Annotated in this window: 24 protein-coding genes and 1 other RNA gene; 17 read left to right on the forward strand and 8 right to left on the reverse strand. The window is 63.0% G+C overall.

Annotated elements, in window-relative coordinates; all coding sequences use genetic code 11:
* The first annotated feature begins 73 nt into the window (after positions 1 to 73).
* From trxA to H040_RS14985, 5 genes are all read left to right on the forward strand, one after another.
* Positions 74 to 403, forward strand: a complete 330-nt coding sequence (trxA, locus tag H040_RS14965; RefSeq protein WP_027920865.1) for a thioredoxin TrxA — start codon at positions 74 to 76, stop codon at positions 401 to 403.
* Between the two features lie 231 nt (positions 404 to 634).
* Positions 635 to 1,894, forward strand: coding sequence for a transcription termination factor Rho (gene rho, locus H040_RS14970; protein ID WP_003253661.1), 1,260 nt, complete (start codon positions 635 to 637; stop codon positions 1,892 to 1,894).
* Between the two features lie 122 nt (positions 1,895 to 2,016).
* Positions 2,017 to 3,483: a 4-hydroxy-3-polyprenylbenzoate decarboxylase gene (gene ubiD / locus H040_RS14975; RefSeq protein ID WP_027920866.1), complete on the forward strand. Its 1,467-nt coding sequence runs from the start codon at positions 2,017 to 2,019 to the stop codon at positions 3,481 to 3,483.
* Entirely contained in the window at positions 3,483 to 4,451 is a 969-nt protein-coding gene (locus tag H040_RS14980) for a CDP-6-deoxy-delta-3,4-glucoseen reductase (RefSeq protein ID WP_027920867.1), read from the forward strand. Before ubiD ends, H040_RS14980 begins: the two co-directional genes overlap by 1 nt.
* Positions 4,452 to 4,696: 245 nt before the next feature.
* Positions 4,697 to 5,347 carry a gamma-glutamylcyclotransferase gene (locus H040_RS14985; RefSeq protein ID WP_027920868.1) on the forward strand — a complete coding sequence of 217 codons (651 nt, stop codon included), beginning with the start codon at positions 4,697 to 4,699 and terminating at the stop codon, positions 5,345 to 5,347.
* A gap of 108 nt (positions 5,348 to 5,455) precedes the next feature.
* On the opposite strand, the gene H040_RS14990 is transcribed toward H040_RS14985, so the two are convergent.
* Complete coding sequence (locus tag H040_RS14990) at positions 5,456 to 6,433, reverse strand: NADPH:quinone oxidoreductase family protein (RefSeq protein ID WP_027920869.1); 978 nt, start codon at positions 6,431 to 6,433, stop codon at positions 5,456 to 5,458.
* Between the two features lie 169 nt (positions 6,434 to 6,602).
* Between H040_RS14990 and H040_RS14995 the strand changes: the two genes are divergently transcribed.
* Positions 6,603 to 7,007, forward strand: a complete 405-nt coding sequence (locus tag H040_RS14995; protein ID WP_027920870.1) for a flagellar basal body-associated protein FliL — start codon at positions 6,603 to 6,605, stop codon at positions 7,005 to 7,007.
* Positions 7,008 to 7,159: 152 nt separating this feature from the next.
* Here H040_RS14995 and H040_RS15000 read toward each other — a convergent pair whose 3' ends face one another.
* Positions 7,160 to 7,612 carry an EVE domain-containing protein gene (locus tag H040_RS15000; RefSeq protein ID WP_027920871.1) on the reverse strand — a complete coding sequence of 151 codons (453 nt, stop codon included), beginning with the start codon at positions 7,610 to 7,612 and terminating at the stop codon, positions 7,160 to 7,162.
* 178 nt (positions 7,613 to 7,790) lie between these two features.
* Here H040_RS15000 and H040_RS27485 point away from each other — a divergent pair, with 178 nt between their 5' ends.
* Positions 7,791 to 7,940, forward strand: coding sequence for a hypothetical protein (locus tag H040_RS27485; protein WP_165837333.1), 150 nt, complete (start codon positions 7,791 to 7,793; stop codon positions 7,938 to 7,940).
* 19 nt (positions 7,941 to 7,959) lie between these two features.
* On the opposite strand, the gene H040_RS15005 is transcribed toward H040_RS27485, so the two are convergent.
* From H040_RS15005 to H040_RS15020, 4 genes are all read right to left on the reverse strand, one after another.
* Entirely contained in the window at positions 7,960 to 8,568 is a 609-nt protein-coding gene (locus H040_RS15005; RefSeq protein ID WP_027920872.1) for a 5-formyltetrahydrofolate cyclo-ligase, read from the reverse strand.
* A gap of 56 nt (positions 8,569 to 8,624) precedes the next feature.
* Positions 8,625 to 8,804, reverse strand: a non-coding RNA gene (gene ssrS, locus H040_RS15010) — 6S RNA.
* A 17-nt stretch (positions 8,805 to 8,821) separates the two neighbouring features.
* Positions 8,822 to 9,142, reverse strand: a complete 321-nt coding sequence (locus tag H040_RS15015) for a cell division protein ZapA (RefSeq protein ID WP_027920873.1) — start codon at positions 9,140 to 9,142, stop codon at positions 8,822 to 8,824.
* Positions 9,139 to 9,321, reverse strand: coding sequence for a TIGR02449 family protein (locus tag H040_RS15020; RefSeq protein ID WP_029886233.1), 183 nt, complete (start codon positions 9,319 to 9,321; stop codon positions 9,139 to 9,141). The genes H040_RS15015 and H040_RS15020 overlap by 4 nt, the downstream gene beginning before the upstream one ends.
* 182 nt (positions 9,322 to 9,503) lie before the next feature.
* Between H040_RS15020 and H040_RS15025 the strand changes: the two genes are divergently transcribed.
* The 10 genes from H040_RS15025 (at position 9,504) to gcvP (ending at position 22,026) form a co-directional block, all read left to right on the forward strand.
* The gene (locus tag H040_RS15025; protein WP_027920874.1) at positions 9,504 to 10,058 is read left to right on the forward strand and encodes a YecA/YgfB family protein; all 555 of its coding nucleotides are present in this window, start codon (positions 9,504 to 9,506) and stop codon (positions 10,056 to 10,058) included.
* A 22-nt stretch (positions 10,059 to 10,080) separates the two neighbouring features.
* Positions 10,081 to 11,415, forward strand: a complete 1,335-nt coding sequence (gene pepP / locus H040_RS15030) for a Xaa-Pro aminopeptidase (RefSeq protein WP_027920875.1) — start codon at positions 10,081 to 10,083, stop codon at positions 11,413 to 11,415.
* On the forward strand, positions 11,412 to 12,611 hold the full coding sequence (gene ubiH, locus H040_RS15035) for a 2-octaprenyl-6-methoxyphenyl hydroxylase (RefSeq protein ID WP_027920876.1): 1,200 nt from the start codon (positions 11,412 to 11,414) through the stop codon (positions 12,609 to 12,611). The genes pepP and ubiH overlap by 4 nt, the downstream gene beginning before the upstream one ends.
* Positions 12,608 to 13,090 carry a DUF4442 domain-containing protein gene (locus H040_RS15040; protein WP_027920877.1) on the forward strand — a complete coding sequence of 161 codons (483 nt, stop codon included), beginning with the start codon at positions 12,608 to 12,610 and terminating at the stop codon, positions 13,088 to 13,090. Before ubiH ends, H040_RS15040 begins: the two co-directional genes overlap by 4 nt.
* 9 nt (positions 13,091 to 13,099) lie before the next feature.
* A complete protein-coding gene (locus H040_RS15045) occupies positions 13,100 to 14,317 on the forward strand; it encodes a 2-octaprenyl-3-methyl-6-methoxy-1,4-benzoquinol hydroxylase (protein ID WP_177326726.1) in 1,218 nt (405 codons plus the stop codon).
* A gap of 214 nt (positions 14,318 to 14,531) precedes the next feature.
* Complete coding sequence (locus H040_RS15050; protein ID WP_027920879.1) at positions 14,532 to 15,533, forward strand: extracellular solute-binding protein; 1,002 nt, start codon at positions 14,532 to 14,534, stop codon at positions 15,531 to 15,533.
* Positions 15,534 to 15,694: 161 nt separating this feature from the next.
* Complete coding sequence (locus H040_RS15055) at positions 15,695 to 17,317, forward strand: ABC transporter permease (RefSeq protein WP_027920880.1); 1,623 nt, start codon at positions 15,695 to 15,697, stop codon at positions 17,315 to 17,317.
* A gap of 123 nt (positions 17,318 to 17,440) precedes the next feature.
* Positions 17,441 to 18,523 carry a glycine cleavage system aminomethyltransferase GcvT gene (gene gcvT, locus H040_RS15060; RefSeq protein ID WP_027920881.1) on the forward strand — a complete coding sequence of 361 codons (1,083 nt, stop codon included), beginning with the start codon at positions 17,441 to 17,443 and terminating at the stop codon, positions 18,521 to 18,523.
* Between the two features lie 48 nt (positions 18,524 to 18,571).
* On the forward strand, positions 18,572 to 18,955 hold the full coding sequence (gene gcvH, locus H040_RS15065; RefSeq protein WP_027920882.1) for a glycine cleavage system protein GcvH: 384 nt from the start codon (positions 18,572 to 18,574) through the stop codon (positions 18,953 to 18,955).
* Positions 18,956 to 19,152: 197 nt separating this feature from the next.
* Positions 19,153 to 22,026, forward strand: coding sequence for an aminomethyl-transferring glycine dehydrogenase (gene gcvP / locus H040_RS15070; protein ID WP_027920883.1), 2,874 nt, complete (start codon positions 19,153 to 19,155; stop codon positions 22,024 to 22,026).
* Positions 22,027 to 22,141: 115 nt separating this feature from the next.
* On the opposite strand, the gene H040_RS15075 is transcribed toward gcvP, so the two are convergent.
* Together H040_RS15075 and H040_RS15080 are read right to left on the reverse strand one after the other, a co-directional pair.
* Positions 22,142 to 22,456: a DUF2388 domain-containing protein gene (locus H040_RS15075; RefSeq protein WP_027920884.1), complete on the reverse strand. Its 315-nt coding sequence runs from the start codon at positions 22,454 to 22,456 to the stop codon at positions 22,142 to 22,144.
* An 89-nt stretch (positions 22,457 to 22,545) separates the two neighbouring features.
* On the reverse strand, positions 22,546 to 24,222 hold the full coding sequence (locus H040_RS15080; protein ID WP_027920885.1) for a GspE/PulE family protein: 1,677 nt from the start codon (positions 24,220 to 24,222) through the stop codon (positions 22,546 to 22,548).
* Positions 24,223 to 24,306 lie beyond the last annotated feature (84 nt).

Below are 24,306 nucleotides of genomic sequence, written 5' to 3' on the forward strand. Positions count from 1 at the left end.
CCGTGACTTCCTGTAGGGCCTGGGTGCGGCTATCATGGGCCACGTTTTTTTGCTTACGACCCTGGAGATATCCATGAGCAGCGATCTGATCAAACACGTCACCGACGCTACCTTCGAAGCCGAAGTCCTGAAGGCCGAAGGCGCGGTACTGGTCGACTACTGGGCTGAATGGTGCGGTCCATGCAAGATGATCGCTCCGGTTCTGGACGACATCGCTTCCACCTACGCCGGCAAACTGACCGTCGCCAAGCTGAACATCGACGACAACCAGGAAACCCCGGCCAAGCACGGCGTGCGTGGCATCCCGACCCTGATGCTGTTCAAGAACGGCAACGTCGAAGCCACCAAGGTCGGCGCCCTGTCCAAATCCCAGCTGGCCGCGTTCCTCGACGCCCACCTGTGACGTGAAGCAAAAAACCCCGCAAATGCGGGGTTTTTTCTTTTTCAGAGCACTAGACGCAGAAAAAAGCAAGTGTTACATTCGGCCTCGCACTGCTTCTCCAGTGCCCTCTGCACGCCGTCGCCGAAGCATCCCTAATTCGAATCAGTACGCGATCCTGTCGCCATCTAGCGGCGCGGCCTCATTAAGCCAAAGCTTAATTCTCCCTTCTTACATGATTACGTCACTCCCCTTATGAACCTGACTGAACTCAAGCAAAAGCCGATTACCGATCTTTTGGAAATGGCCGAACAGATGGGCATCGAAAACATGGCCCGTTCGCGCAAACAGGACGTGATTTTCGCCCTGCTGAAGAAGCACGCGAAAAGCGGCGAAGAGATCTCGGGTGACGGCGTGCTGGAGATTCTCCAGGATGGTTTCGGTTTCCTGCGTTCGGCTGATGCGTCCTACCTGGCCGGCCCCGACGACATCTACGTCTCGCCAAGCCAGATCCGCCGTTTCAACCTGCGTACCGGCGACACCATCGTCGGCAAGATCCGCCCGCCGAAGGAAGGGGAGCGTTACTTCGCCCTGCTGAAGGTCGACACCATCAACTTCGACCGCCCGGAAAACGCGAAGAACAAGATCCTCTTCGAAAACCTGACGCCACTGTTCCCCAACAAGCGCCTGAAGATGGAAGCCGGTAACGGCTCCACCGAAGACCTCACCGGTCGTGTCATCGATCTGTGCGCCCCGATCGGCAAAGGCCAGCGTGGCCTGATCGTCGCTCCGCCAAAAGCGGGTAAGACGATCATGCTGCAGAACATCGCGGCGAACATCACCCGTAACAATCCCGAGTGCCACCTGATCGTCCTGCTGATCGACGAGCGCCCGGAAGAAGTGACCGAAATGCAGCGCACCGTGCGCGGCGAAGTGGTCGCCTCGACCTTCGACGAGCCGCCAACCCGCCACGTGCAGGTTGCCGAGATGGTCATCGAGAAGGCCAAGCGCCTGGTCGAGCACAAGAAGGATGTGGTCATCCTGCTGGACTCCATCACCCGTCTGGCGCGTGCCTACAACACCGTGATCCCGAGCTCCGGCAAGGTACTGACCGGTGGTGTCGACGCCCACGCCCTGGAGAAGCCAAAGCGCTTCTTCGGCGCTGCACGTAACATCGAGGAAGGCGGTTCGCTGACCATCATCGCCACCGCGCTGGTCGAAACCGGCTCGAAGATGGACGAAGTGATCTACGAAGAGTTCAAGGGTACCGGCAACATGGAACTGCCCCTGGACCGTCGTATCGCCGAGAAGCGCGTATTCCCGGCCATCAACATCAACCGTTCCGGTACCCGCCGCGAAGAGCTGCTGACTGCCGACGACGAACTGCAGCGCATGTGGATCCTGCGCAAGCTGCTGCACCCGATGGACGAAATCGCCGCCATCGAGTTCCTGGTCGACAAGCTCAAGCAGACCAAGACCAACGACGAGTTCTTCCTGTCGATGAAGCGCAAGTAAGATCGTCGTACCACGCAAAAGCCGGGGAAACCCGGCTTTTTGCTATCTGTATTTTGGCTATTGCGGCCCTATCGGCGCTACACTCTGCACCCCGACCGATACGGCCAACACGAGGCTCATGCATGCAGTATCGCGATTTGCGCGACTTCATCCGTGGCCTGGAGCAGCGCGGTGAACTCAAGCGCATCCAGGTTCCGATTTCCCCAGTCCTGGAAATGACCGAGGTCTGCGACCGCACCCTGCGCGCCAAGGGTCCGGCCTTGTTGTTCGAAAAGCCCACCGGCTTCGACATCCCGGTACTGGGCAACCTGTTCGGCACGCCAGAGCGCGTGGCCATGGGCATGGGGGCCGAGTCGGTCGACGAACTGCGTGAGATCGGCAAGCTGCTGGCCTTCCTCAAGGAGCCTGAGCCGCCGAAAGGCCTGAAAGACGCCTGGTCCAAGCTGCCGATCTTCAAGAAGGTCGTGTCGATGGCGCCGAAGGTGGTCAAGGACGCGGTGTGCCAGGAAGTGGTCATCGAGGGCGATGACGTCGACCTCGGCCAGCTGCCGATCCAGCACTGCTGGCCGGGCGACGTGGCGCCGCTGATTACCTGGGGCCTGACCGTGACCCGTGGCCCGAACAAGGACCGCCAGAACCTGGGCATCTACCGCCAGCAGGTGATCGGCCGGAACAAAGTGATCATGCGTTGGCTGAGCCACCGTGGCGGCGCGCTGGATTATCGCGAGTGGTGCGAGAAGAACCCGGGCCAGCCGTTCCCGGTGGCCGTGGCCTTGGGTGCTGACCCGGCCACCATCCTTGGCGCCGTGACGCCAGTACCGGACACCCTTTCCGAATACGCCTTCGCCGGCCTGCTGCGCGGTAACCGCACCGAACTGGTCAAGTGCCGTGGCAGCAACCTGCAGGTGCCGGCCACCGCCGAGATCATCCTCGAAGGTGTGATCCACCCGGGTGAAATGGCCCCAGAAGGTCCATATGGCGACCACACCGGCTATTACAACGAAGTGGACAGCTTCCCGGTGTTCACCGTCGAACGCATCACGCACCGGCAGAAACCGATCTACCACAGTACTTACACCGGCCGGCCGCCGGATGAGCCGGCTATTCTTGGTGTGGCGCTGAACGAAGTGTTCGTGCCGATCCTGCAAAAGCAGTTCCCGGAGATCGTCGACTTCTACCTGCCGCCGGAAGGCTGCTCGTACCGCATGGCGGTGGTGACCATGAAGAAGCAGTACCCGGGCCACGCCAAGCGCGTGATGCTGGGTGTGTGGTCGTTCCTGCGACAGTTCATGTACACCAAGTTCGTTATCGTCACTGACGACGACATCAACGCCCGCGACTGGAACGATGTGATCTGGGCCATCACCACACGCATGGACCCCAAGCGTGATACGGTGATGATCGACAACACGCCGATCGACTACCTGGACTTCGCGTCGCCGGTGTCGGGGCTGGGGTCGAAGATGGGCCTGGACGCCACGCACAAGTGGCCGGGCGAGACTACACGCGAATGGGGCCGGGTCATCGTCAAGGACGAGGCCGTCACCCGCCGTATCGATGAGCTGTGGGATCAGTTGGGAATAGATTGATGCAGGTAACGTTGCAGCCGTCCGGGGCGGTGCTGGCGCTCGAACCCGGGGAACGGATCCTGGATGGAGCGCGGCGGCTGGGCTATGACTGCCCGAACAGCTGCCGCAATGGCAATTGCCATGTCTGCGCCGCGTTGTTGGTCGAAGGAAGCGTGCGTCAGGACGGCGAGGTCCGTGACCATGGCGAGTTGTTCACCTGCATTGCCGAACCGCTGGAGGATTGTGTGTTGCTCTGGGATGGTGTGCTCGCCCTGGGTGAGCTGCCAGTGCGCAAGCTGGCGTGCAGTGTGAGCGAATGCGTCGAGGTCGGTGGCGACGTCTGGCGCGTGCGCTTGCGTGCGCCTGCCGGCAAACCGGCGCGCTACCATGCCGGGCAGTACCTGATGATCGAGCGCGAAGGCGGCAAGCCGGCGGCGTTCTCGCTGGCCTCTGCGCCGCATTCCGGGCGGGATCTCGAGCTGCATGTGCTGGCCCGCGAAGCCAGCTCGTTGCAGTTGCTGGCGCAGCTGCAGCGTGACCGCGTGGCGCGGATCGAGATGCCGTTCGGCGATACCCACCTGGCTGAGTTGCCTGACGGGCCACTGGTTCTGATTGCCGCCGGTACCGGCATGGGCCAGATGCACAGCCTGGTCGAACATTGCCGGGCACAGGGCTTCAAGCACCCGGTGCACCTGTACTGGGGTGTTCGTCGCCCAGAGGATTTCTACACCATCGAACACTGGGCCGAATGGGAGCGCTTGCCAAACCTGTTCCTGCACAAGGTGGTCAGTGACCTGTGTGGCTGGGAAGGGCGCTGCGGCATGCTGCACGAGGCTGTGTGCGAGGACGTGAACGACCTCAACACCGTGCATGTGTATGCCAGCGGCTCGCCGAACATGGTCTACGCCACGCTCGACGCCCTGGTCGAGGCCGGCATGGATGCGCACCGCATGCGCGCCGATGTGTTTGCCTACGCACCACGCGGTTAATAACCGAAGTTTCAACTAGCGGGTATAAGGCGGTAATTCTTACCGCCTGAGCCACTAACTTTCACCGCCTTCGGAACAATAATTCCCAGTCGTCGGAACTGTGCGTGAAACTTGTGCGCCAGGCCTTGAGCATTGCCCGGTTTCTATCCTATGGTTACTGCAAGCGCCCATCGCGCGGCGGCGCAGGCCGCATGGCACAAGACTCTCGCTACATTGGTAGTACACGGGGATTAATGGCGGCAGTTATGTCGGCACTTGAAAGTTTGTCCTGGGAAGTTGCTTATCCTCCGACGCTCGACTTCGGTCAGCAACTGACCCGTGAGCAATTGCTCAATTCCATGCAAACGACCATGTCTCGCCATGAAGGTGGCCCGGTCTGGTTATTTGCCTATGGTTCGTTGATCTGGCGCCCGGAATGTAATTCCGTGGAACGCCAGCGCGCGCGCGTGCATGGTTATCACCGCGGCTTGTACCTGTGGTCGCACGAGCACAGGGGCACGCCGGAAACGCCAGGCCTGGTGTTTGGCCTGGATCGTGGCGGCTCCTGCAGCGGTTTTGCCTATCGTCTTGATGAAAGCAACCTCGACGATTCGCTGATGGCCCTGTGGCAGCGGGAAATGCCTTATCCGGCCTATCGGCCGCACTGGCTCAGCTGCCGGCTGGGTGATGGCAGCAAGGTGCAGGCACTGGGGTTCGTGCTGGAGCGGCACCTGCCGTGCTATGCGGGCAACTTGCCGGATACCTTGCTCAGCCAGATTCTGGCCAGTGCCAAGGGCCGTTATGGCACGACGCGGGATTATGTCGAGCAGACCCTGAATGCACTGCGCAGCCATCAGATGCCGGATCGCAACCTCGAAGCCCGGTTCAGGCGTTGCCATAATCTGCGCGAGTTGTAAGTACCTGCACCGGCCTCTTCGCGGGCAAGCCCGCTCCCACAGGAGAACCATGCTGTTCGAGCCCTTGGTGAACCTGTGGGAGCGACTGTCTTCTATTAGAAGCTGGCCTTACCTGGCCAGCACTACCAACTTACCCACAGCCCGGCGCTGCCCAAGCTCTTCAATTGCAGCTCCGGCTTCAGCCAGTGGATAAGTCTTCGAAACCAACGGCTTCAGCTTCCCCTCGGCATGCCAGGCAAACAATTGCCGGAAGTTCGCGGCATTGTCCTCTGGTTGGCGCTGGGCAAACGCGCCCCAGAACACCCCAAGCACTGCAGCGCCCTTGAGCAGCACCAGGTTCGCTGCCATCTGCGGGATCGCTCCGCTGGCAAACCCCACCACCAACAGCCGGCCCTGCCACGCCAGGCCGCGCACGGCTTGGTCGAACAGCTCGCCGCCCACCGGGTCGTAGATCACATCCACGCCCTGGCCACCGGTCAGGCGTTTGATCTCTTCCTTGAGGTTGGCCTGGCTGTAGTCGATCAATTCGTCAGCACCTGCAGCCTTGGCAACTGCGAGCTTCTCGGCGCTGCTGGCTGCGGCGATCACCCTTGCCCCCATGGCTTTGCCGATTTCCACCGCTGCCAGGCCAACACCACCGGACGCACCGAGTACCAGCAGCGTTTCGCCGGCCTGCAGCTGGCCGCGTTGCTTGAGTGCATGCATGGAGGTGCCATAGGTCATGCCGAACGCGGCGGCAGTGGCAAAGTCCATGTGCTCGGGGATGGGCATCACGTTGTAGAACGGTACCGCCACCTGCTCGGCGAACGCCCCCCAGCCAGTCAGGGCCATTACCCGGTCGCCCACCTTGAAGGTGCCGGCCCGTTCGCCGACGGCCGCGACCACGCCTGCAGCCTCGCCACCCGGCGAGAATGGCAGGGGTGGCTGGAACTGGTACTTGCCTTCGATGATCAGCGTGTCGGGGAAATTGACCCCCGCGGCCTGCACATCGAGCAGGATCTCGTTCTTCTTCGGCACAGGGCTGGCCACGTCCTCCAGTACCAGGTCGCGAGCCGGGCCCAGGGTTTTGCACAACACAGCTTTCATCGGGGCTATTCCTTTGCGTGTAGTGGCCGATAAGTGTAGGAGTGTCGATTGCCGGGTCAACGAGCATGGCCCACCTTGATGTGCGGGCATAAGTGCCGGCACAAGCCCGGGCTTGGGTTTGAGCGACATGCTGGGTAAGCTGGCGCCAACTGTTTCTAGGAGCGAATTCGTGAAAGCGTGGATCTTGATGGTACTGGCGCTGATGCTGCCAGCGGCGGCCATGGCCGAGGAAGCCAAGGAAGGGGAGCCGAAGGTTTCCTACATCACCCTGAGCCCGCCCTTCGTTGGCAACTATGCCCTCGATGGCAGCCCCAAGCTGCGCGTGTACAAGGCCGATGTGGCCCTGCGCGTGACCGGCGACGCCGCGGCGGCTGCGGTCAAGCACCAGGAGCCGCTGATCCGCAACCAGCTGGTGGCACTGTTCACCCAGCAGACTGTGGATAGCATGAGCAATGTCGACGCCAAGGAAAAACTGCGTCAGGAAGCGTTGAAACAGGTGCAGCAGGTGATGGAATCGGAAGAGGGCAAGCCGATTGTCGAGGATCTGCTGTTCAACAACCTGATTGTGCAGTAGCTCAACATACCCAGGTTGAGTCCTGTAGGAGCGGCCTCGTGTCGCGAAAGGCCTGCGCAGCAGCCCCGGCAATTACCGGTGAGTCACAGACCCTGGGGGCCGCGTTGCGGCCCTATCGCGACACAAGGCCGCTCCCACAGTCGGCAAGCAATTCAGCGCGCCAGCGCAATGATCGCCGCCCACTGCTCTTCAGTGACCGGCATCACCGACAACCGCGTGCCTTTCTGCACCAGCGGCAACTCTGCCAGCGCACTCTGCTGCTTCAGCAAACCCAGCCCCAGCACTTGCCGGAATGTCTTCACGTGGGCCACGTCCACTGCGCTCCACGGGTTCTTCTCGGCATTGGCCTTGGCGTCGAAGTAGTGGCTTTCCGGGTCCAGTGCCGTCGGGTCCGGGTAGGCTGCTGCGGTGATACGGGCGATGCCGGCGATGCCAGGTTGCGGGCAGCTGGAGTGGTAAAAGAAGAACTCGTCGCCTACGCTCATGGCCCGCATGAAGTTGCGCGCCTGGTAGTTGCGTACGCCATCCCAGCGCGCCTCGCCCAGGCGGCCCAGGCATTCGATCGAGAGCTCGTCGGGCTCGGATTTCATCAGCCAATAAGCCATGGATACTGCTCCTGAAAAGGTTTGAAATAACCTGTTGCACGAAACCGACAGCCGGTTGGCGTCAACGTTTGCGTGTGGACTCAGGTTGTCGGAAAATGCGCCGATTTTAAAGCTAGACGCTCCGGCGGCACCTAGAAGGTCGCCGAGCCTGAACGTATGCCTAGGGGGGCATTCTTCGATGAATCAACGTAAACCGGATCTACTGTGGATTCTGGTCTTCATCTTTGGCCTTGGTGTGGTCACTACCGGTTATGCCCAGGGTATCTGGGAGCGCAAGCTCGACACCGCCTATCAGACTCCGGTCGACGCCAACCCGCAGCAACGCTAAGCCCCCTCGCTGACGCCGCTCAGTTCGGCGCCAGGTACCAGCCACGGTCGCTGACCGTGCCCTGCAGTGGTACATCCCAACTGGCCTGCGCCAGGCGCTCGACCTTCTGGCATTCATGTGCCAGCCCAAGCAACAGCGGTTTCTTCCAGGTTTTGCGGCGTGCCTGGTAGGCCAGGCTGCGGTCGTAGAACCCCCCGCCCATGCCTAGTCGCCCACCGACTTCATCGAAACCGACCAGCGGCAACAGGATCAGGTCCAGCGACCAGGCTGGGCGCTGACGCCGGCGATCGGTCAACGGCTCGGGAATACGGAAGCGGTTGCGCTTGAGTTTTTCACCCTGTTCGAAACGCTGGAACACCATGCGCGTGCGCGGCCAGGCGTGCAGCACCGGCAGGTAGGTGCGCTTGCCTCGGCGCTGGGCCTCGCGCAGCAGAAAGCGCGGGTCGATTTCACCGTCATTGGGCAGGTACAAAGCGATATGCCGGGCGCGGCGGAACAAGGGGTGCTGTGCCAACTGGCGGTACAGGCCTCGTGAGGCCTGGAGTTGCTGGGCGGGCGTAAGGGCGCGGCGGGCATTGCGAAGCAGGCGACGAAGCTGGGGGCGGGTGAGCGGCGCAGTTTCGGTCATGGCACTGGCTATCCCAGGTGTCGGATTGCCCAGCTGAGCGCTGGGCAGGAAGAATCAGGCTCCCCGATAAGACCGCTATCGGTGTAGCCCTTGAACCCGAAAGTTCAAGGTGGAGATTGCAGGGGGCGTTAAGGCTTTCCGTCGGGCGGACATGCACACCTGCCCCAGCGTGCAACCCCCGTGGTTGTGCGTATCGGCTCAGGGACATAACCGACTGGCGCATCCCCCAGGGAGTGGCGCCAGTATACCAATCTCAGCCGTTTTTGGTACCCGCATCGTCGGACAAAGCCTGATCGACCCGCTCCAGCAGGTCACGCACCTGCTCACGGCTGGTGCCACTCACCGGCGCGTCGGTGCGATCTTCCTGGCGGTGGAGCATTTCGTGCGTGATGTTCAACGCTGCCATGACTGCAATGCGGTCGGCACCGATCACCTTGCCGCTGCTGCGGATCTCGCGCATCTTGCCATCCAGGTAGCGCGCCGCGCTGACCAGGTTGTTGCGCTCTTCCGGCGGGCAGATGATCGAGTACTCCTTGTCGAGGATCTGCACGGTGACGCTATTGCTTGAACTCATGAGTCTTGCTCCAGGGCCTTCAGGCGTAAAATCATCGACTCGACCTTGCGCTTGGCGATCTCGTTCTTTTCGATGAGGTGGGCGCGCTCCTCGCGCCAGGATTTTTCCTGAGCTACTAGGAGTGCATTTTGCCGTTTAAGTTGCTCGACGCGTTCAATCAGCAACTCGAACCGGCTCATCAGCGCTTGCAGGTCGTTCTCTTGCGTGGGTTGCACTCGATTCGCTCCGTCGTTGAATCACCCTGCGATGATGCCTCTCCCTGCGCAGCGGCGGCCAGTGCCGATGGTCTTGGCGCGCCTGCCGGTGCTAGGATACAAGGTCTTCATTCTAGTCAAATGCGCCGTCTGGCGCCTAGCCGACCATGCCTAATACTCAATCGCCTTATGTTGCCTTCGCCATGCTCCTTTCGAGCAACGGCCACCCTGTAACCCCTGCCGAGCTGCACGGCCTGCTGATCGGGCGCAGCTGTGCCGGTGCAGGCTTCGATGCCGAGGCCTGGCTGGCCGATGCCGCCCAGCTGCTGGAAACCGAACCTGGTGACACCGTGCGCAACGCCCTGATCGGCCTGCAAGAGATGGTCAAGGGCGAACTGAACAGCGAAGACATGGCCATCGTCCTGCTGCTGCCAAGCGACGATGCCGCACTCGCCGACCGCGCCGAGGCACTGGGCCAGTGGTGCCAGGGCTTCATCACCGGCTTCGGCCTGAACGCAGGTGGCAAGGACCTGTCTACCGAAGCCAAGGAAGTGCTGCAGGACCTGGTGGCCATTTCCCAGGTCCAGGAAGCCCTCGAAGAATCCGAAGACGGCGAGAGCGACTACATGGAGGTCATGGAGTACCTGCGCGTCGCACCGCTGCTGCTGTACACGGAGCTGGCCGCGCCTGCCGCACCCGCGCCAAAACCTTCGCTGCACTGATCAACCGGGGGTAGTTCTGCCCATGAGCCACATACCCAAGGCCGAGTATGCCCGTCGGCGCAAGGCGCTGATGGCGCAGATGGTCCCCAACAGTATTGCCATCCTGCCGGCTGCCGCAGTTGCCATTCGCAACCGTGACGTCGAGCACGTGTACCGCCAGGACAGCGATTTCCAGTACCTCAGCGGCTTCCCGGAGCCTGAGGCGGTGATTGCGCTGATCCCCGGGCGCGAGCATGGCGAGTACGTGCTGTTCTGCCGCGAGCGCAACCCAGAGCGTGAGCAGTGGGACGGGCTGCGTGCCGGCCAGGAAGGTGCTGTGCGTGACTTCGGCGCGGACGATGCGTTCCCGATCACCGATATCGATGAGATCCTGCCTGGCCTGATCGAAGGCCGCGAGCGGGTCTACAGCGCCATGGGCAGCAACCCCGAGTTCGACCGCCGGCTGATGGACTGGATCAATGTGATCCGCTCCAAGGCACGCCTCGGCGCTCAGCCGCCGAACGAGTTCGTTGCGCTGGATCATCTGCTGCACGACATGCGCCTGTATAAATCGGCAGCGGAAGTGAAGGTGATGCGTGCTGCCGCAGATATCTCTGCGCGCGCCCATGTGCGGGCCATGCAGGCCTGCCGGGCCGGGTTGCATGAATACAGCCTGGAAGCCGAGCTGGACTATGAGTTCCGCAAGGGCGGGGCAAAGATGCCGGCCTATGGTTCGATCGTCGCCGCCGGGCGCAATGGCTGCATCCTGCACTATCAGCAGAACGATGCCCTGCTCAAGGACGGTGACCTGGTGCTGATCGATGCCGGTTGCGAGATCGACTGCTACGCCAGCGACATCACCCGTACCTTCCCGGTCAGCGGGCGCTTTTCACCCGAGCAGAAGGCCATCTACGAGCTGGTGCTCAAGGCCCAGGCTGCAGCCTTTGCCGAGATCGCCCCGGGCAAGCACTGGAACCACGCCCACGAGGCGACCGTGCAGGTCATCACTGAAGGCCTGGTGGCGCTTGGCTTGCTCAAGGGTGAGGTGCAGGCGTTGATCGACAGCGAGGCCTACCGGGCGTTCTACATGCACCGCGCCGGGCACTGGCTGGGCATGGATGTGCACGATGTCGGCGAATACAAGGTCGGCGGCGAGTGGCGGGTGCTGGAGCCCGGCATGGCGCTGACGGTCGAGCCGGGCATCTACATTGCCGCTGACAACCAAGAGGTCGCGAAGAAATGGCGCGGCATCGGCATCAGGATCGAGGATGACGTGGTAGTGACCAAGCAAGGTTGTGAAATTCTGACTTCGGGTGTCCCCCGCACAGTCGCCGAGATCGAGGCGCTGATGCAGGCTGCACGCAAGGACGCGGCATGAGTCGGGTCAACCTGGCGATCATTGGCGGCGGTCTGGTCGGCGCGAGCCTGGCCCTGGCCCTGCAGGCCGGTGCCAAGGCGCGTGGCTGGAACATCCTGCTGATCGAGCCGTTCGCTCCCGGCGACAGCTTCCAGCCGAGCTACGATGCACGCTCCTCGGCTTTGTCGTTCGGCACCCGGCAGATCTACCAGCACCTTGGCCTGTGGCAAACCATCAGCCCGCGCGCCGAGCCGATTCGGCAGATTCAGGTCTCTGACCGCGGCCGTTTCGGCGCTACCCGGCTGGATGCCATGGAAGAGGGCGTGCCGGCCTTGGGTTACGTGGTGGAGAATGCCTGGCTCGGCCAATGCCTGTGGCAGGGGCTGGACCGTGATGTGGTGAGCTGGCGTTGCCCGGCCGAAGTGAAGGCGATGCAGGCCATCGAGGGTGGCTACCGCCTGCTGCTGGACGACGACACCAGCCTGGAGTGCGACCTTGCAGTGCTGGCCGATGGTGGCCGTTCTGGTCTGCGCCAGCAGTTGGGCATTCATGTGCGCCGTACTCCGTACGAACAGAGCGCACTGATCGCCAACATCACCCCGGGGGAGGCCCACTGTGGCCAAGCCTTCGAGCGCTTCACCGAGCAAGGCCCGATGGCCTTGCTGCCGTTGCCGGAAAACCGCTGCGCGCTGGTCTGGACGCGGCAGGGGATGGACGCCCGGCGCCTGGCCGAAATCGACGAGCGCAGCTTCCTGAGCGAGTTGCAGGATGCCTTTGGCTACCGCCTCGGCGCCCTGCGTCAGGTGGGTGCCCGGCATCTCTACCCGCTCGCGCTGATCGAGGCCGAAGAGCAAGTGCGGCCACACTTGGTGGTACTGGGCAACGCGGCGCACAGCCTGCACCCGATCGCCGGCCAAGGCTTCAACCTCTCGCTGCGTGATGTGCAATCGCTGGCCGATGCGCTGCTGGCAGGCCCGCAACAGCCAGGCGACCTGGCCAGTCTGCAGGCCTATCGCCAGCGCCAGCGTCTCGACCAGGCCCTGACCATCGGCTTCTCCGACCAGGTCACCCGCTTGTTCGGCAGCAACCAGCCGTTGCTGGCTGCCGGGCGCAATATCGGCCTGCTCGGGCTTGACCTGCTACCACCGGCAAAAAGCTGGTTTGCCCGCCAGGCCATGGGCCTCGGTACCCGCCCCGATCCGCGGGGCCAGGCATGAGCAACCCGCGCAGGCTGGCGCGCCGGGCGCGCATGTTGCGCTGGCTGCTGAACTTCTACCCGCCATACATCGGTGCCGGCATCCGCATCCAGCACATCAGCCCGGACATGCGCAACATCAAGGTACGCATGAAACTGACCCGCTGGAACCGCAACTATGTTGGCACCCAGTTTGGCGGCAGCCTGTACTCGATGGTCGACCCGTTCTACATGCTGTTGCTGATCGAGCAGCTGGGCCGCGAGTACATCGTCTGGGACAAAGCCGCCAGCATCGATTTCATCGCCCCGGGCAAGAGCACGGTGTACGCCGAATTTTACGTCGATGACGCGCTGCTGGACGAAATCCGCCGGCAGACCGCCAGTGGCAAGAAGTACCTGCCGCGTGTGCAGGTCGATATCCGTGACGAAGCCGGCGAGCTGGTGGCACGGGTCGATAAAACCCTATACGTGCGGCTCAAGCCGCAAGCGAGGCAGGCGTAAGGCATGGAAATGCGCGCAGATCTGTTGATTGTCGGTGCCGGTATGGTCGGCAGCGCCCTGGCCCTGGCGCTTCGCCACAGTGGCCTGGAAATTCTCCTGCTCGATGGCGGCCCGCTGTCGGTCAAACCGTTCGACGGCGCTGCACCGTTCGAGCCACGGGTCAGTGCCTTGTCGGCGGCCAGCCAGCGCATCCTCGAACGCCTCGGCGCCTGGGACGGCATCGCCAGTCGGCGTGTGTCGCCGTATTCCGACATGCATGTATGGGATGGCAGCGGTACCGGTCATGTACATTTCTCGGCAGCCAGCGTGCATGCCCAGGTACTCGGCCATATTGTCGAGAACCGGGTGGTCCAGGATGGTTTGCTGGAGCGCCTGCACGACAGCGACATCGGCCTGCTGCCCAATGCCCGTCTGGAACAGCTGCGCCGCTCCGGTGACGAATGGCTGCTGACCCTGGCCGATGGCCGCCAACTGCGTACGCCGCTGGTAGTGGCCGCAGACGGCGCCAATTCGGCGGTGCGCCGCCTGGCCGGCTGCGAGACCCGCGAATGGGATTACCTGCACCACGCGATCGTCACCAGCGTGCGCTGCAGTGCCGCACATCAGGCCACCGCCTGGCAGCGCTTCACCGATGAGGGGCCGCTGGCGTTCCTGCCGCTGTCCCGTGACGGCAAGCAGGACGAGTGCTCGATTGTCTGGTCGACGACTCCGGAGCAGGCCGAGCAGATCATGGCGTTGGATGAACAGGCCTTCCTCAAGGCCCTTGAGCGCGCTTTTGAGGGGCGTTTGGGCGATGTGCTGGAAGCCGACCCCCGCGTCTGCGTGCCGTTGCGCCAGCGCCACGCCAAGCGCTACGTGGACGAAGGGTTGGTGTTGATCGGCGATGCCGCGCACACCATTCACCCGTTGGCCGGGCAGGGTGTCAACCTGGGCTTCCTTGATGCTGCGGTGCTGGCCGAGGTGCTGGAGAAGGCCTGCGCGCGCGGTGAGCGGTTGGCGGATGTGAAAGTGCTCAGCCGTTATGAGCGCAGGCGCATGCCGCACAACCTGGCGTTGATGGCGGCAATGGAAGGCTTCGAGCGGTTGTTCCAGGCCAATCCGTTGCCGTTGCGCTGGCTGCGAAACAGCGGCTTGAAGCTGGTGGAACAGATGCCGGAAGCCAAGGCGATGTTCGTGCGCCAGGCCTTGGGGTTGACCGGAGACCTGCCGGAACTGGCGAAGGCTTGAGAGGGCTGGGGCTGCTCTGCAGCCCTTTCCGACCGGTCCGGCACCCCGGTAAGGCCGCTCCTACACGGAGCTGCGGTCTCCTGTAGGAGCGGCCTTGTGTCGCGAGCGGGTCGCAAAGCGGCCCTTGCAACATCCGGTAACTGCTCGGTAGATGAGCTGGAAAATGGGATTCACTACCATTTGCGCCTCTCATACGATCCGAGGAGTGCTTTCCATGTTGCCACGCAAGCCCCTATTGGCCGCCCTGGCCCTGACCCTGTTGGGCGGCACCGCCCAAGCGGCGGACGAAGTGGTGGTGTACTCCTCGCGCATCGACGAGCTGATCAAGCCGGTGTTCGACGCCTATACCGCCAAGACCGGGGTCAAGGTCAAGTTCATCACCGACAAGGAAGCGCCGCTGATGCAGCGCATCAAGGCCGAGGGCGAGAACGGTGTGGCCGACCTGCTGCTCACCGTCGATGCCGGCAACCTCTGGCAGGCCGAGCAGATGGGCATTTTGCAGCCGATCAAGTCGGACATCATCGACCAGAACATCCCACCGCAGTACCGCGCTTCGTCCCATGACTGGACCGGCCTGAGCCTGCGCGCACGGACCATCGTCTACTCCACCGAGCGGGTCAAACCGGCCGAGCTGACCACTTATGAAGCCCTCGCTGACAAACACTGGGAAGGCCGCCTGTGCCTGCGCACGGCGAAGAAGGTATACAACCAGTCGCTGACGGCCACGCTGATCGAGAACCACGGTGAAGCCAAGGCCGAGCAGATCGTCAAAGGCTGGGTCAGCAACCTGTCCACCGACGTGTTCTCCGACGACAACGCCGTGATCCAGGCCATCGAAGCCGGCCAGTGCGATGTGGGTGTGGTCAACACCTATTACTACGGCCGCATGCACGCCCAGAACCCGAAACTGCCGGTGAAGATCTTCTGGCCCAACCAGGGTGACCGGGGCGTGCACGTTAATCTGTCGGGTATCGGCCTGACCAAGCATGCCCCGCACCCGGAAGCTGCCAAAAAGCTGGTCGAGTGGATGACTGGCGAAGAGGCGCAGAAGCTGTTCGCCGACATCAACCAGGAGTTCCCGGCCAACCCGAAGGTCAAGCCGTCGGAAGAAGTGGCGGCCTGGGGCAGCTTCAAGGCCGACAGCCTTCCGGTGGAAGTGGCTGGCAAGCGCCAGGCCGATGCCATTCGCCTGATGGATCGGGCTGGCTGGAATTAAGCACCAGGCTTTACTCTTCCGGGGTATGTCAGGGCCCTTTCGCGGGTAAACCCGCTCCCACAGGAACACCATCGCACTTCAGGATGGCGCTAAACCCTGTAGGAGCGGGTTTACCCGCGAACGACCGCGCAGCGGTCGCTATTGCAACCGAGAATTCAACCTTGCCGCACACCCCACAAAGCCGCTGGTACCTCCCGGTCACTTTGACCGCCACCCTGGTCCTCCTGCCCTTGAGTGTGCTGCTGCTGTCCTGGCAGTCGGTCGACCTGCAGATCTGGTCGCACCTGCTCGACACCCAGATGGGCCGCCTGCTGGGCAATACCGCAACCCTGGTGGTCGGCGTCGGTACCGGCGTCACCCTGCTCGGCGTCAGCCTGGCCTGGCTCACCAGCCTGTGTGAGTTCCCTGGCCGGCGCTGGCTCGATTGGGCGTTGATGCTGCCGTTCGCGATCCCCGCCTACGTGCTGGCCTTCGTGTTCGTCGGCTTGCTCGACTTTGCCGGCCCGGTGCAAAGCGCCCTGCGCGAGGTGTTCGGGCCCATGCGCCTGCCACGAGTACGCTCCACGGGTGGGGTGATTATCGTGCTGGTGCTGGTGTTCTACCCCTATGTCTACCTGCTGGCGCGCACGGCGTTCCTGGCCCAGGGCAAGGGCTTGATGGAGGCTGCCCGCGTACTTGGCCTGTCACCCCTGCAAGCCTTCTGGCGGGTAGCCTTGCCGATGGCGCGGCCAGCGATTGGTGCAGGTATTGCTCTGGCGCTGATGGAGACCCTGGCCGATTTCGGCGCGGTGGCCGTGTTCAACTTCGATACCTTCACCACGGCCATCTACAAGACCTGGTACGGCTTTTTCAGCCTTTCCAGCGCGGCCCAACTTGCCAGCCTGCTGCTGCTGGCGGTGATGCTGGTGCTGTACGGCGAGCGCCGCGCCCGTGGTGCGACCCGCAGTGGCAATGAGCGCCCGCGCGGCCAGGCGCTTTACCACTTGCGTGGGTTCAAGGCGCTGCTGGCCAGTGGCTGGTGCCTGCTGGTGTTCGCCTGCGCATTCGTCATTCCACTGCTGCAGTTGCTGGCGTGGTTCTGGCAGCGCGGCCGGCATGATCTGGACGAGCGGTATGTCGGCCTGGTGCTGCATACGTTGTACCTGGGCGGCATGGCCGCGTTGATCACTGTTTGCGTGGCGCTGATGCTGGCCTTCGCCCGCCGTCAGGCGCCGACAGCCGGTATCCGTGCGGGCGTCGGCCTGGCCAACCTGGGCTACGCATTGCCCGGCTCGGTGCTGGCGGTGTCGATCATGCTGGCTTTCAGCTACCTGGATAATCAGCTGGTCATTCCGCTGTCGGCCTGGTTGGGCGGCGCAGGCAAGCCACTGCTGTTGGGCAGCCTTGCCGCCTTGCTGCTGGCCTACCTGGTGCGCTTCATCGCCGTCGCTTACAGCCCATTGGAAAGCAGCCTGGAGCGCATTCGCCCCTCATTGCCGGAGGCTTCGCGCAGCCTTGGCGTCGGTGGCCTGGGTTTGTTTTTCAAGGTGTATCTGCCGTTGCTGGTGCCAGGAGCCCTGAGTGCCGCGTTGCTGGTGTTCGTCGATGTGCTCAAGGAAATGCCCGCCACCTTGCTGATGCGCCCGTTCGGCTGGGACACCCTGGCGGTAAGGGTGTTCGAGATGACCAGCGAAGGCGAATGGGCGCGCGCCTCGCTGCCGGCGCTGACCTTGGTGCTGGTAGGGCTGTTGCCGGTCATCGGGCTGATCCGCCGTTCCGCTCGTCGCCCTGGTCACAGTCACTGAGGATGCCAGCTTGCGCCCTTGCGGCTACAATGCGCGGCATTCGCGCGGCGGGGCCTACAAGAAGAGCTGACGATTAAACGTCATCGACCGCCGCCGCTTCGCCACGCCCGGAAGGAGAAACCCATGGGACAGCGCACGCTTTTGTACGACTTGCACCTGGCACTTGGCGCCAAGACGGTCGATTTCGGTGGCTGGGACATGCCGCTGCATTATGGCTCGCAGGTCGAGGAGCACCATCAGGTGCGCAGCGACTGCGGTGTCTTCGATGTTTCCCACATGACGGTCATCGACATTGCTGGCGAACAAGCCACACCTTGGCTGCAACGTCTGCTGGCCAACGACGTGGCCCGTCTCGACGGCACCGGCAAGGCGCTGTACAGCCCCTTGCTCAATGAGGACGGCGGGGTCATCGACGACCTGATCGTCTACCGCACCCAGGGCGGCTACCGCCTGGTCACCAACGCGGCCACGCGGGCGAAGGTCATCAATTGGCTGCAGCTGCAAAGTGCAGGTTTCAGCGTCTCGTTCGAGGTTCGCCCCGACCTGGCCATCCTCGCCATTCAAGGCCCTTATGCCCGCGACAAAGTCGCCGCACTGCTGAGCCCTGCTCGCGCCGCGCTGATCCGCGAACTGCACCCGTTCGAAGGTCTTGCCGAAGGTGACTGGTTCATCGCCCGTACCGGCTACACCGGTGAAGACGGGCTGGAAATCATTCTGCCGGGTGATGAGGCCGTAGCGTTCTTCAACGACCTGGTTGGCGCCGGCATCGCGCCGAGCGGCCTGGGCGCGCGCGATACCCTGCGCCTGGAAGCCGGCATGAACCTGTATGGCCAGGACATCGATGAGAGCCACACCCCGCTGACCTCCAACCTGGGTTGGTGTGTCGCCTGGGAGCCAGCTGAACGCAACTTCGTCGGCCGTGCTGGCCTGTTGGCGGAAATCGACCGAGGTGTGCAGGAAAAACTGGTTGGCTTGGTGCTGGAAGAGCGCGGCGTGCTGCGTGCCCACCAAGTGGTTCGTGTAGCCGGGATTGGCGAAGGGGAGATCACCAGTGGTAGTTTCTCACCTACGCTGAGCAAATCCATTGCCCTGGCACGCGTGCCCATGGCTACCGGTGACCGCGCCGAGGTCGAGATCCGCGGCAAATGGTACCCGGTGCGGGTGGTCAGACCGACCTTCGTGCGCCACGGCAAGATTCTGATCTGAACAATCAACGGCGGGCCGAACCGCTGACCCAAACGAGGAATTCAACACATGAGCAATATCCCCGCCGATCTGCGTTTCGCCGAAAGCCACGAATGGGCACGCCTGGAAGCTGATGGCAGCGTCACCGTAGGTATCAGCGACCACGCCCAGCAAGCGCTGGGTGACGTGGTGTTCGTCGAGCTGGCCGAAGTCGGCAAGGTGTTCGGCGCTGGCGACACTGCGGGCGTGGTCGAGTCGGTCAAGGCTGCTTCCGACATCTACGCTCCTGTTTCCGGTGAAGTGATCGCCGTCAACGAAGAGCTGGCCGACAGCCCGGAGCTGCTCAACGAAGAGCCTTACGCGTCGTGGATCTTCAAGCTCAAGCCAAGCAACCCGGCCGAGCTGGACAAGCTGCTGGATGCTGCAGGTTACGCAGCCGCTATCGGCGAGTAAGACCGCGTCGCCTGCTTCGCGGCTAAAGCCGCTCCTACAGGCACAGCGCCGCGCTCGAGGCCTGTGCAATGCCTTGTAGGAGCGGCTTTAGCCGCGAAGAGGCCGAACCTGCAGAAACAAGTTTTCCCGCAGTACCGGCGATCCCTTCCTAGACTTATAAGTCTCCATGAGACCTGGTCTAGGAAGAGAGCGTCGACATGTCCCAGTCGCCATCCCTGCATCAACTGCAAGAGCTCAACCCTTTCCTGCGCCGCCACCTGGGGCCCGATGCCTCGGAGCAGCAGGCAATGCTCACTGCCCTCGGCCTCAACAGCCGCAGCGAACTGATCGAGCAAACTGTGCCGCCAGGCATCCGCTTCAACCGTGCCCTCGACCTGCCGCCGGCCCTGGATGAACAGGCTGCGTTGGCCAAGCTTGCAGGCTTCGCCGAGCAGAACCAGGTGTGGACCAGCCTCATCGGCATGGGCTACCACGGCACCGTCACGCCCACCGTCATCTTGCGCAACGTGCTGGAAAACCCCGGCTGGTACACCGCCTACACGCCCTATCAGCCCGAAATCGCCCAAGGTCGTCTGGAGGCGCTGCTGAACTTCCAGCAGATGGTCATCGACCTCACCGGCCTGGCGCTGGCCAACGCGTCATTGCTCGACGAAGCCACGGCGGCTGCCGAAGCCATGGCCCTGGCCAAGCGTGTGGCGCGCAACAAGAGCAACGCCTTCTTTGCCGACGAGCATTGCCATCCACAGACCTTGTCGGTGCTGAAAACCCGTGCGGAAGGGTTCGGTTTCCAGTTGATCGTCGACGCTGTGGATAACCTCGCCCAGCACCAGGTCTTCGGTGCCTTGCTGCAATATCCGGATACCCACGGCGAGGTGCGCGACCTGCGCCCGTTCATCGACCAGTTGCACAGCCAGCAGGCCCTGGCCTGTGTGGCTGCCGACCTGCTCAGCCTGGTGGTGCTGACCCCGCCCGGCGAGCTGGGAGCCGACGTGGTGCTGGGTTCGACTCAGCGCTTCGGCGTACCTATGGGCTATGGTGGCCCGCATGCGGCCTATTTTGCGTGCCGTGACGATTACAAGCGGGCGATGCCCGGGCGCATCATCGGTGTGTCCCGCGATGCCCGTGGCAATACTGCGCTACGCATGGCCCTGCAGACGCGTGAGCAACATATCCGCCGCGAAAAAGCCAACTCCAACATCTGCACAGCCCAGGTGCTGTTGGCCAACATGGCCGGGTTCTATGCGGTGTATCACGGCCCCGAAGGCCTGCAGCGTATTGCCCAGCGCGTGCACCGGCTGACCTTCGTGCTGGCGGCAGGCCTTGAGGCCAAAGGCATCAAGCGCCTCAACCAGCACTTTTTCGACACCTTGACCCTGGATGTCGGCGGCGCCCAGGCAGCGATCATTGAAAGTGCCGAAGCCGCCCGCATCAACCTGCGTATCCTGGGCCGCGGCCATCTGGGCGTGAGCCTGGACGAGACCTGTAGCGAAGCCACCGTGCTGCGCCTGCTGGATATTTTCCTGGGTGTCGATCACGGCCTGGATATCGCTACCCTCGACCAGCACGCGTTACCGGAGGGCATCCCCGCTGCGCTGGTGCGACGCACGCCGTTCCTCAGCCACCCGGTATTCAACCTACACCACAGCGAAACCGAGATGCTGCGCTACCTCAAGCAGCTGGAGAACAAGGACCTGGCGCTGAACCAGTCGATGATTCCGCTGGGCTCCTGCACCATGAAGCTCAATGCCACCAGCGAGATGATCCCCATCACCTGGCCCGCTTTCGCCCAGCTTCATCCCTTTGCACCGGCGGCACAGGTCACCGGTTACAAGGCGATGATCGACGAGCTGGAAAGCTGGTTGTGCGCCATTACCGGCTTCGACGCCATCTGCATGCAGCCCAACTCCGGTGCCCAGGGTGAATATGCCGGGCTCATGGCCATCACCCGCTATCACCGCAGCCGTCATCAGCCCCAGCGCACGCTGTGCCTGATTCCGTCGTCGGCTCACGGCACCAACCCGGCCTCCGCGCAGATGGCTGGCATGGAGGTGGTGATCGTCGATTGTGACGATGCTGGCAACGTCGACCTCGAAGACCTCAAGGCCAAGGCCCATGCCGCCGGCGACACGCTGTCGTGCCTGATGGTCACCTACCCCTCGACCCATGGCGTGTACGAAGAAGGTATCCGCGAGATCTGCGAGGTGGTCCACCAGCACGGTGGCCAGGTGTACATGGACGGTGCCAACCTCAACGCCCAGGTCGGCCTGGCGCGGCCAGCGGACATTGGCGCCGACGTTTCACACATGAACCTGCACAAGACCTTTTGTATCCCTCACGGCGGTGGCGGCCCGGGCATGGGGCCGATCGGCATCCGTGCTCATCTGAAGCCGTTCGTCGCCAGCCACCCGGTAGTGCCCGTGCCGGGCCTGGACCCGAACAACAGCGCCGTCAGCGCCGCGCCTTGGGGCAGTGCGAGCATCCTGCCGATCAGCTGGATGTACATCGCGATGATGGGCCCTCAGCTGGCTGATGCGAGCGAAGTGGCGATCCTTTCGGCCAACTACCTGGCCAGCCAGCTCGGCGGCGCGTTCCCGGTGTTGTACCGCGGGCGCAACCAGCGGGTGGCGCATGAGTGCATCCTCGACCTGCGGCCGCTCAAGGCGCAGACCGGCATTACCGAGGAGGACGTGGCCAAGCGCCTGATGGACTATGGCTTCCATGCCCCGACCATGTCGTTCCCGGTACCAGGAACGCTGATGATCGAACCCACTGAAAGTGAGTCGAAGGCCGAGCTGGACCGCTTCGTCGAAGCGATGCTGGCAATTCGGGCGGAAATTGCCCAGGTGCAGGAAGGTAACTGGCCGGCGGAGGACAACCCGCTCAAGCATGCGCCGCATACCCTGGCCGATGTGCTGGCGCCGTGGGCCCGGCCTTACAGCCTGGAGCAGGCGGTTGCGCCCAGTGCCCACGTGCGGCTGCACAAGTACTGGCCAGCGGTGAACCGGGTCGACAATGTGTATGGGGACAGGAATCTGTTCTGTGCTTGCGTGCCGGTGGAGGCTTACCGCTGAAATCTCGGGCCGCTTTGCGGCCCATCGCGACACAAGTTCGCTCCTGCAAGGTTTCGTGATCTGCTGTAGGAGCGGCCTTGTGTCGCGAAAAGGGGCGCATAGCGCCCCCAAAGCCTTAGTTGGTTACCGCGTTCTTGGCCAGGATGGCGTTCGCCAGTTCCATGTCCGAGGCTTGCATCCCGGGGTTCTCGGCACGCACCTGTTGCAGCGCCTGCTCCAGGAACGGCCCGCGAATTGCCCCCTCACTGGCGACGAAGCTGCCGGCGTCATCCTGCGCCGCGAGTACCCGCTTGTGGTCGTGCGAGGTGATGTAGCTCGACGCCGTGGTGGCGCCAGAGGTCATTACGTTACGCCAGAAGGTATCGGCCATGGCGGAGCCAACAGGCAGCGAAAGCAGGGCAGCAGCTGCGATGGCGGTTTTGAGACGCATGATGAAACACCTCGAAGGGTGAGGGTTGGAGATGGCCGGTTTGATCCAGCGAAATGGCCGCAAGTTCCTTGAATACAAGGGTTTTTTGCTCAAGAACAGACCCGCAGCACCTCCTCCAGGCGGGTCAGCCCGCGGTTCACTTTCGCCTGGCCACAGCTGCGCAGATCCTGTAACCCTTCAGCTAGAGCCTGCCGTTGCAGTTCGGCCAGATCGGTGCTGGCGCCTATCCGTGCACGCAGGCTTTCACTCGGGATCAGCAGTTCGAACAAACCCGTCCGGCCACGATAGCCGGTGCCCCGGCAGACTTGGCACGGATCGCTGGATGGGCGGCCGTGGCATGTGTTGCAAAGCACGCGCACCAGGCGTTGGGCCATGACCCCGCCCAGGGTCGCCCGGATCAGGTAATCGGCAACGCCCAGCTCAAGCAGGCGGGTAATGGCGCTGCAGGTGTCATTGGTGTGCAGGGTGGAAAGCACCAGGTGCCCGGTGAGGGCAGCCTGAACGGCCACCATTGCGGTCTCGCGGTCGCGGATCTCGCCGATCATGATGATGTCCGGGTCCTGGCGCAGCAGGGCGCGCACGCCATCGGCAAAACCCAGGCCCAGGGCAGGCTGCACCTGTAACTGGTTGAACGAAGGTTCCAGGCGCTCGATCGGGTCTTCGATGGTGCACAGGTTGACCTGCGGTGTGGCCAGCAACTTGAGGCTGGCGTAAAGCGTGCTGGTCTTGCCGGAGCCAGTTGGCCCGGTGACCAGCAGGATGCCCTGGCGACGCTGCAATAGCGTTTGCCACTGGCTCAACTGCTCGCCCTCCAGGCCCAGCTGGTCGAAGTCTTCCTGCAACTGGCGTGGGTCGAACAAGCGCAGCACCAGTTTTTCACCAAAGGGTGTCGGCAGCGTCGAGAGGCGCAGCTCCACTTCGCTGCCGCCTGGCAGGCTGCTCTTCACCCTGCCATCCTGTGGGCGGCGCTTTTCCGCTACGTCCATGCGCCCCAGGTGTTTCAGGCGGCTGACCACGGCCAGCGTGACGCTGGCCGGGAAGGCGTAGACCGTGTGTAGCAGCCCGTCGATGCGGTAGCGCAGGTGGCCCTGGTCGCGGCGTGGCTCCAGATGGATATCACTGGCGCGCTGCTCGATGGCGTACTGCAGCAGCCAGTCGACGATATGCACGATGTGCGCATCATCGGCGGTGGCCTCCACCTGGCGCTTGCCAAGCTCAAGCAAGTGTTCGAGCTCGCCCAGGCTGGTCGCTTGCTGGTGCTGCGCACCTTGTACCGAGTGGGCCAGGCGAAACAGCGACTGGCCCAGTTGGCGGATCTGCAGCGGGCTGGCCAGCACCCGGCGGATCGGCTTGCCCAGGCTGCGCGCGAGGTCGGCCTGCCACAACTGTTGATAAGGTTCGGCACTGGCCACAGTGATGGCATCGGCGTCGTTGGCCACGACCAAGATGCCGTGGCGCTGCGCGAAGGCAGGGGAGATAAGGCCATTGACCCGGGCCAGGTCGAGTTGCATGGGGTCGATACGCAGGTAGGGCTGACCGACTTTTTGCGCCAGCCATTGGCAGAGGGTGTCCAGATTCAGCAGTTTGCCGGGCTGGCTGCGATCTTCCAGGCCCACGGCAGCGATGGCCTCAAGCGGGTGGTGAGCACTGTAGCGGGATGCTTGTTCGCGAACCTGGCATGAATCGTTGGCAGTCAGGTGCTGGTCGGCTTGCAAGGCGTCCAGCAGGCTTTTGAGGTCGAGGGCTTGCTCGTTGGGTGTGAACATCGGCGGCGTCCGTGCCTTGGGGGAGACCTTGGTCAAGGCTAGCCGTGCCTGGCGGAACGGGTTTGGGAAAGGATTTCGGGATTT

The organism is Pseudomonas sp. URMO17WK12:I7 (assembly GCF_003269045.1).
Classification (GTDB): domain Bacteria; phylum Pseudomonadota; class Gammaproteobacteria; order Pseudomonadales; family Pseudomonadaceae; genus Aquipseudomonas; species Aquipseudomonas putida_J.